Annotated in this window: 11 protein-coding genes; 7 read left to right on the top strand and 4 right to left on the bottom strand. The window is 39.5% G+C overall.

Going from position 1 to position 6,428, the window contains the following annotated elements:
* Positions 1-887 (bottom strand): relaxase/mobilization nuclease domain-containing protein (locus tag KTQ83_RS06255; RefSeq protein WP_217256256.1); only part of this gene is annotated, 887 nt, incomplete at its 3' end.
* On the bottom strand, positions 854-1,177 hold the full coding sequence (locus KTQ83_RS06250) for a MobC family plasmid mobilization relaxosome protein (RefSeq protein ID WP_015528451.1): 324 nt from the start codon (positions 1,175-1,177) through the stop codon (positions 854-856). The genes KTQ83_RS06255 and KTQ83_RS06250, both read right to left, overlap by 34 nt.
* Before the next feature lie 249 nt (positions 1,178-1,426).
* On the opposite strand from KTQ83_RS06250, the gene KTQ83_RS06245 reads away from it, so the two are divergent.
* Positions 1,427-1,798, top strand: coding sequence for an MmcQ/YjbR family DNA-binding protein (locus KTQ83_RS06245; RefSeq protein ID WP_054335618.1), 372 nt, complete (start codon positions 1,427-1,429; stop codon positions 1,796-1,798).
* Entirely contained in the window at positions 1,795-2,229 is a 435-nt protein-coding gene (locus tag KTQ83_RS06240) for a flavodoxin family protein (protein ID WP_217256255.1), read from the top strand. Before KTQ83_RS06245 ends, KTQ83_RS06240 begins: the two co-directional genes overlap by 4 nt.
* Before the next feature lie 58 nt (positions 2,230-2,287).
* Here the strand turns inward: KTQ83_RS06240 and KTQ83_RS06235 are convergent, their stop codons facing one another.
* Together KTQ83_RS06235 and KTQ83_RS06230 are read right to left on the bottom strand one after the other, a co-directional pair.
* Complete coding sequence (locus KTQ83_RS06235; RefSeq protein WP_054335619.1) at positions 2,288-2,488, bottom strand: helix-turn-helix transcriptional regulator; 201 nt, start codon at positions 2,486-2,488, stop codon at positions 2,288-2,290.
* 57 nt (positions 2,489-2,545) lie between these two features.
* Complete coding sequence (locus KTQ83_RS06230; RefSeq protein ID WP_117457278.1) at positions 2,546-3,280, bottom strand: XRE family transcriptional regulator; 735 nt, start codon at positions 3,278-3,280, stop codon at positions 2,546-2,548.
* A 192-nt stretch (positions 3,281-3,472) separates the two neighbouring features.
* On the opposite strand from KTQ83_RS06230, the gene dinB reads away from it, so the two are divergent.
* The 5 genes from dinB to KTQ83_RS06205 all read left to right on the top strand — a co-directional run bounded on the left by dinB (position 3,473) and on the right by KTQ83_RS06205 (position 6,403).
* Positions 3,473-4,720, top strand: coding sequence for a DNA polymerase IV (gene dinB, locus KTQ83_RS06225; protein ID WP_138344134.1), 1,248 nt, complete (start codon positions 3,473-3,475; stop codon positions 4,718-4,720).
* The gene (locus KTQ83_RS06220) at positions 4,720-4,947 is read left to right on the top strand and encodes a LexA family protein (protein ID WP_171030277.1); all 228 of its coding nucleotides are present in this window, start codon (positions 4,720-4,722) and stop codon (positions 4,945-4,947) included. The genes dinB and KTQ83_RS06220 overlap by 1 nt, the downstream gene beginning before the upstream one ends.
* 12 nt (positions 4,948-4,959) lie before the next feature.
* Positions 4,960-5,199, top strand: coding sequence for a hypothetical protein (locus KTQ83_RS06215; protein ID WP_138344135.1), 240 nt, complete (start codon positions 4,960-4,962; stop codon positions 5,197-5,199).
* Between the two features lie 250 nt (positions 5,200-5,449).
* Entirely contained in the window at positions 5,450-6,022 is a 573-nt protein-coding gene (locus KTQ83_RS06210; RefSeq protein ID WP_054335622.1) for an ArpU family phage packaging/lysis transcriptional regulator, read from the top strand.
* A gap of 9 nt (positions 6,023-6,031) precedes the next feature.
* Positions 6,032-6,403, top strand: coding sequence for a hypothetical protein (locus KTQ83_RS06205; RefSeq protein ID WP_138344140.1), 372 nt, complete (start codon positions 6,032-6,034; stop codon positions 6,401-6,403).
* The last annotated feature ends 25 nt before the right edge of the window (positions 6,404-6,428 follow it).

The following is a 6,428-nucleotide window of genomic DNA, read 5'->3' as shown; positions in this document are numbered from 1 at the left end:
TAGTTGAAGGTGCGGGCTGCCTCTTTTAGATTATTGAGCTTTGCCCATCGTTCAAATCCCTCTCGATTTCCAGTTGTGACATAAGTGGAGATATTGATATACAAGCGAGCTTCTCTGGACAGATGTCTTGGAGTTTTTACTTTGCTACGATTTTTAGCCAGACGGATGCGAACATTTTCTTCGGAATAATAGCTTCCGAGAGATTTCATATAAGTGAAGTTCTTCTGCTCCGGTGCACGGAAGGACAGGTGCTTTCCCTGCCGGACTTCATATCCGGCTAACTGCATCTTTTGCAGAAATTCCTCATAGTTGATGGAAGTCCAGATTGATTTATCAACTGCGACACGTAGCTTGGCTTTCCAACTGGTGCCACGATGATATTCCATGTTCTCTTTATAGCTTGTACCTTTTTCTCCGGTTGGCATGCTGGTGGCAAGTCCATTTTCATGGCAGATACGATTACTGATTCTGCAGAGTTTATGGTAGCTCCGCTTATTGGAAACATACTTGTGATGATCAACAAAGCTTGCAGCGTTGAAGATGATATGATTGTGAATATGATTTTTGTCAACGTGTGTGCTGATCACGTACTCATATTTTCCTTTCAGCACTTCGTCAGCAAATTGTTGACCTAAGCGATGGGCATTTTCGGCATCAACTTCTCCAGGTTTAAATGATTGGATCAGATGAAATGCCAGGTTATCGCCTTTATCCATTCCATTCTTTTTTGCCATTTCTCTTGTCATAGAAAATTCAAGATCTGCAGTTTCCGGGGAACAGCCAAAACTGGAAACTAACAGTTTTTCATCTGTCTTATCTGGATTTGTAATATAGTCCAGAGCTTTCTTGTCAGTTACCTTAATGGGGAAGATTTTAAGATACGCCATAATTCTTTCACCATCTCTTTCAATTCTTGCATTTCTTCTGGATATAGATCTCCGGTGGTATTTACCTTTTTTGCAATCTGGTTGATATTTACACCAATCTTGTGCATTTCCTCATACTGTTTCTTCAGTGGGGTGGTATCGGTGTTGACGATGTAACCGTCGATTGCCATCTTACGCAGATAAGCTCCCATGTTTTTGGTTTTTGATTCTATCATCTTCCTGCGTATAAGCTTCCTTTCTTCTTCGGTGACATAAAAATGGATTTCTTTGTTTCTCTTTCTTTCAGCCATTGGTGGGTTCTCCTTTCTGAGAGGACAGTAGTATCGTTGCTTTCAACGTTTTTCAATTTAGGGCAGGGTACCCTAAATTGGGATTTCCCGGAAGTGTATCCTCACTTCCTGTCCTTGCTGTTTTACCCCTCTATTAGTTAAAGTCAGGAGAACCGGGAAAATGCAAAAGAATTTGGCAGGTAGCACGGGAAGTGAAAATATGGTATGATTATGGGCAGGATATCAGGAGAATCAGGAGTTGAATAGATTGTGAAGAAAGAAGAAATTTTTGAATATGTGAAGAAACAGTATGGTACGATGCCGGAGTATTTATGGGCACAATCACCAGATAATGCTGTGTTGCGACATAAGAATGGAAAATGGTATGCTGTGGTCATGAGCGTTGAAAAATGCAAACTAGGATTAGAAGGAAATGAATTTGTCGATATTATGGATGTAAAATGTGATCCGGAAATGACAAGTATGATTATTCAGACCTTTGGATTTTTGCCAGGATACCATATGAACAAACAGCACTGGATCACAATTTTACTGGATGGTTCAGTAAGTGAAGCAAAGACATTAGATTTTTTGGATATGAGCTATGATATGATTGATGGGAATAGAGGAAAGGAAGAATGATGAGAAAGGTAATCGTATATTCATCTGTGCATCATGGAAACACAGAGAAATTAGTAAAGAGCATTGCAGAAGAGTGTCAGGTTGATTTGATTGATGCTGTAAAACAGCCAGATGCAGATCTGAGCAGTTATGATACGATTGGGTTTGCATCAGGAATCTATTTTTCAAAATTTCATCAGTCGATATTGGGATTTGCAGAGAAGAATCTACCGGACGACAAAGGGGTATTTCTGATCTGTACTTATGGTGGAAGTGCGAATTATAAATCCATAGAGCAGATTTTGGGCAAGAAGCATTCTACAGCAATCGGAAAATTCGGATGCAAGGGCTATGACACATTTGGCCCATTTAAACTGGTGGGTGGTATAGCAAAAGGACATCCAGATGGAAAAGATATAAAAAATGCAGTTGAGTTTGTAAAAGGACTCTAAATAGTTTAGCGAAAAAGAAAAACCGGGGAACAGTCCTCGGTTTTCTGATATTTGCGGTTCAGTCTTCAATTTGAAAAATCTCTTCTACTGGCATTTTCAGATAATGTGCCAGACGGATTGCAATTTCGAGAGAGGCATTTCGCTCACCACGCTCAATGCGTCCGATGGTATCACTGCAAGAACCGACAGCTTTTGCAAGATCTGCCTGAACGAGATTTCGTTCTTCACGGATATCTTTAAGTGTGTTGTTAATTGCCATTTTATCACTTCCTTTATTATTTTCAGCAAGAGCAGGCTAGAAGTCTGCAGTTGATCTTTAATGAAAACCAGGGATTTCTGCTCCTTTGCATTTTCCGATTACTTTCCCAAAGATTTTAAAAGAATCAGATTCATAAATCTGGATTGGATGATACTTTTCATTCAATGAAACCAGATAAACTCCATCCGGACCGTCATGTAGCTCTTTGATATAGGTATTGCCATTGAGATAGAAGATACCGATTTCACCGTTGGAGATACTGTCTTGTTTATGAACCCATGCAACATCTCCGGTATGATACATTGGTTCCATACTGTCACCAGATATACGGATTCCAAAATCCGTCTTTTCAGGTGCGAGATGACCGACATTGTAACTTTCTTTTACACTGTCTTCAATATAATTTCCAGTACCGGCAGAAGCTGGCTCTACTGCAATCGGCTGATAATTTTCAAATGGAATGATATCGGCTCTATGCGGAAGATACTTTCTGGACGCCCGCAGAAGATTGGCAAATTCAATAATCTTAGCTTTGCCGTCTTCATTCAAATTTTCCATGACATGATCAAATGGATTTTCACCTAAAAATTCTTCGTATATATCTTCAATATCTAAAATCTGACAAACTGTCAGGATTGTGTGTAAGGAGGGTTCTCTTGTTAGATTCTCCCATTTGGAGACTGCTTTCGTAGTAACTTCAATTCCTTCCTGAGCAAGTAAGTCCACCAGATCCGCCTGGGAGTAGCCTTTCCTTTTTCTGTTTTCTACTAATACTTCTCCGAAAGCACGCATATGTTCGCCTCATTTCTTTTTGATTTTTCTATATGCATTATAACCCGAATAAAATCAAAAATCAAGAAAAATCTCCGAAAAGGAGATAATACGACCAAGATGTCGCTTGACTATCTCCAATACGGAGATATATACTAAGCATACAGAAATTGATAAGACAATAAACCAAACAGAGAGAAGGTGGTGGAGTTAATGGGAGACAGGACAATTCTTCATAGCGACATGAATTCATTTTATGCAAGTGTGGAAATGCTGCATCACCCGGAATTTGCCGGAATGCCTCTTGCAGTTGGCGGTGATCCGGAAGCCAGACATGGAATTGTGCTGACAGCAAATTATATTGCAAAGCGAAAAGGTGTAAAGACCGGAATGGCATTATGGCAGGCAAAACAGATTTGTCCGGAAATCATTTTTGTGCCACCACGGATGGACTTGTATTTGAGATTTTCACAGATGGCAAGAGAAATCTATTCGGAGTATACGGACAAGATTGAGCCATATGGGATTGATGAAGCCTGGCTGGATGTATCAGCCAGTAGAAATCTGAAAGGAAGCGGAATAACGATTGCAAGAGAAATCAGCCATCGGATTAAATACGAACTGGGTGTAACGGTAAGTATTGGAATTTCCTGGAATAAGATTTATGCGAAACTTGGTTCAGATTACAAAAAGCCAGATGCGATTACAGAGTTTAACCGGGAGAATTATAAAAGTATGATTTGGCAGCTTCCTGCATCGGATCTGCTTTATGTTGGAAGACAGACTCGGAAGAAACTTCAGAAGCTGGGGATTCGAACCATTGGGGAACTTGCAGAAAGTGATGAAGCAATGTTAGAAAGCCATTTTGGAAAGATGGGAATTGTGTTATGGTCATTTGCAAATGGCTGGGACGATGATCCAGTTTGCAAAGATGGGTATACAGCTCCGGTGAAGTCAATTGGTAATAGTACCACAACTCCAAGAGATTTAGAAGATGATCTGGATGTCTGGATCATTCAGATGGCACTGGCAGAAAGCGTTGCAGCAAGATTAAGAAAACATGGTTTTAAATGCAAAACGATAGAAATTACGGTCCGAGACAATGGCTTGTTTCGTTTTTCGAGGCAGAAACAATTACATCATCCAACAAATATAACAGATGAGATTGTTACAGCAGCATTTCAATTGTTTAAGGATTATTATAAATGGGAGCATCCAATCAGAAGCCTTGGTATTCGAGCAGTAGATCTTGTGTTGGATGATATTCCCGTCCAGTTGGAACTTTTTGGTAATCAAGAGAAACAGGAAAAATTGGAAAAGATGGATCGCACTGTAGATGAGATCAGACGACGGTTTGGTTATTTCAGTATACAGAGAGCAGTTATGTATCAGGATAAAGTCTTATCCCACTTGGACGCTGGTACACATACAGTTCATCCACACAGTTATTTTCATGGATAATGGGAGGGATAGATTTGAAACAGACATTAACCAGAAAACAGGAAGAAAGCTATCAGTGCATTTTGAATTATACGAAGGAGCATGGATATCCGCCGACAGTTCGGGAATTTGGAAAACTGATCGGAGTAAGATCAACGTCATCTGCTTTTTCCAGAATTAAGCAGTTGGAACAAAACGGATATATCCGAAGGATTCCGGCATCGCCAAGAGCAATAGAGATCTTATAGTGAGGTGTCGGTATGAATAAAGTGTATGTAGATGTAGTGGCAGAGTTTCGGAAAGACGGAAAACTGGTTCCTATATTTTTCACCTGGGAAGATGGAAAAAAATATAACATTGACAGAATTTTGAAAATTGAGCGATGTGCCAGCAGAAAGGCAGGCGGTGTAGGAATGATGTATACCTGTATGATACAGGGACAGGAAAGCCATTTGTTTTATGAAGTGGATAAATGGTTTATGGAGAGAAAAACAGCATAAGGAGAGATTGGTATAGACGATATTATTTGGATTATTAACCGGCAGGGATAGTCACTTTCCCTTTATATTCCTGTAGGTTTTACATAAGAAGATGGATTCCGGTCAGCAAAGGCAGCTCCCACAATGCCTTTTGGATATCCGCTTCTGCAAGTTGTAGTAAGTAATTGCTTCCCATCAAAATCATGGGGAAAGCGAACTGGTCTGAAAGACCGCCAGTTAGTGTGATGATGATAAGGAGATTTTGAAACTGATGACAGACAGAGATTATGCAATTAAATCAATGAAAGAGATTACCTTCCAGATGGCAAGCCATGCACAGGATTATCTGGAAGTAACGATGGAGAGACATTATACAGATATCAAGGAACTGATGACAAGCTATCAGAAATTGATTTTGGAAAATCAGATTGTGTTAGAAGAATTGGATATGGAGTGCCAGGAGAAAATCAATGAAGATATGGCATATGCGTTGAGTTATCTGAGCATTTATAACAATCAGCTGAATGTGCCAAAGATGCACCGGGAAATGAATAACCTGATGATTATTTACGGCTTGTCAGATATGATCTATCGTGGAATGACACTGGTAAAGTTCTATGCACCGAATGGTGTGATGCTCAGTGAGATTCTTCATTCCTGCTTTTGCAGTCATTATAATAAGACAGATGTGGAAGTACAGCAGGAGTTAGGCGTAGGCAGGACTTCTTTTTATAAAATGAAGAAGCAGGCACTTGGATATTTAGGATTTTATTTTTATGAGATAGTGGTACCGCAGGCAAAAGATAAAAGATTTAAACCATCACTGGGCGTTGAGGAAGAGTAGGTGAATAATATGAGATACGAAGATTCGATGAAGGGTGTAGCTGATCAGATAATCAAAGAACAGCAGCGAGCCAGTAAAATTAAAAACAATCCAGAAGAATTCCATTGGCATGACGAATATGCAACGTTGAATTTCTTTCGGTTTATCTGTAAAAATATCGGTAACTTGGGAAATGGAGAAATTGAAAAAATGGTCACACGCTTAAAGCACATAGATCAGAAAGCAGTGGAAAACCATGTGAATGGTGCTGTCTGGGCATTTGATTATGATAAGATGTTCTGTGTATTGATGGAAAATGAAATTTGCCGAAAGGTGTGTGAAAAGAATAAATATAATAGTTGGATGAAACTGATTGGAAATTATTGTTTTCAAGTGGTGTAGGATAAAATAGTGGCTTGTGAAAAGC

The sequence above is a fragment of the Holdemanella porci genome (assembly GCF_019052655.1).
In the GTDB taxonomy this organism is placed as follows: Bacteria; Bacillota_I; Bacilli_A; order Erysipelotrichales; family Erysipelotrichaceae; genus Holdemanella; species Holdemanella hominis.
Note: the sequence above shows the minus strand (reverse complement) of the source record. Positions and strands in the feature narration are given on the sequence as shown.